Annotated in this window: 1 protein-coding gene; it reads left to right on the top strand. The window is 52.7% G+C overall.

What is annotated here, in order from left to right:
* Positions 1-820 (top strand): tape measure protein (locus HCX89_RS22620; protein ID WP_167717523.1); only part of this gene is annotated, 820 nt, incomplete at both ends.

Genomic DNA, 820 nt, shown 5'->3' with positions numbered 1-820 from the left:
TTAGAGGGCATCATCCTTGCCGTCGGCCAGGCGTGGGCTAAACAAAAGCTGCAAGGGGAAGAGATACTGCAGCTTGTTGAGCGTGGCGTGCCCGTGTGGGAGCTGCTGGAGAAAGTGACCGGCAAGAACACTGTGCAGCTTTCAAAGCTTTCAGAACAAGGCAAACTCGGGCGTGAAACTATCCAAGCCCTGTTTGAGGAAATGGGCAAGGGCGCCACCGGCCAAGCCGCCAAATCACTCGAGCGCCTTTCTGGTCAGGTCAATGTGCTGTCAAACAATTGGGAATTGTTTCAGCAAAAAATTGCCGATTCAGGTCTGTATGAGGTTGGCCTGCAGTTTCTGGATGATCTCAACAACAAATTTGATGAGCTCAACGGCAATGGCAAGCTGCAACAGGCTGCTGCTGATATCAGTAACTTCTTCTCCACTATCATCAAAGATGGCGGCGAAAGTCTCACTGCAACCATTGATAACATCCGCGCCTTCACTCAGGGGTTAACTGTTGTTGGCGCCAGTATCCAACTGGTTTGGAATGGTATCACTGCAGGCCTGTCAACACTGGCAATGACCGCCACGGCTGCCTATGCAACCATTCTCAGTGGTTGGGCAAAACTGCTTGATGCTGTTGGGGCTGATGCTCTGGCTGCCAAAATCCGCGAGGCGACCGGGGCCATCTATGCGATCTCCAAAGGTTTCAAGGATCAGGTAGAGCAGGACGGCGCCGATATTCAGAAGGCATGGGCAACCATCACCAAAGCGATGGCCAAGAGCAGCAAGGACTCTTACAAAGCCAGCGCAACTGCCGCCAAAGAATCTGCCA

Origin of the sequence: Shewanella sp. Iso12 (genome assembly GCF_012030025.1) — a bacterium.
Taxonomy (GTDB): domain Bacteria; phylum Pseudomonadota; class Gammaproteobacteria; order Enterobacterales; family Shewanellaceae; genus Shewanella; species Shewanella algae.
Note: the sequence above shows the minus strand (reverse complement) of the source record. Positions and strands in the feature narration are given on the sequence as shown.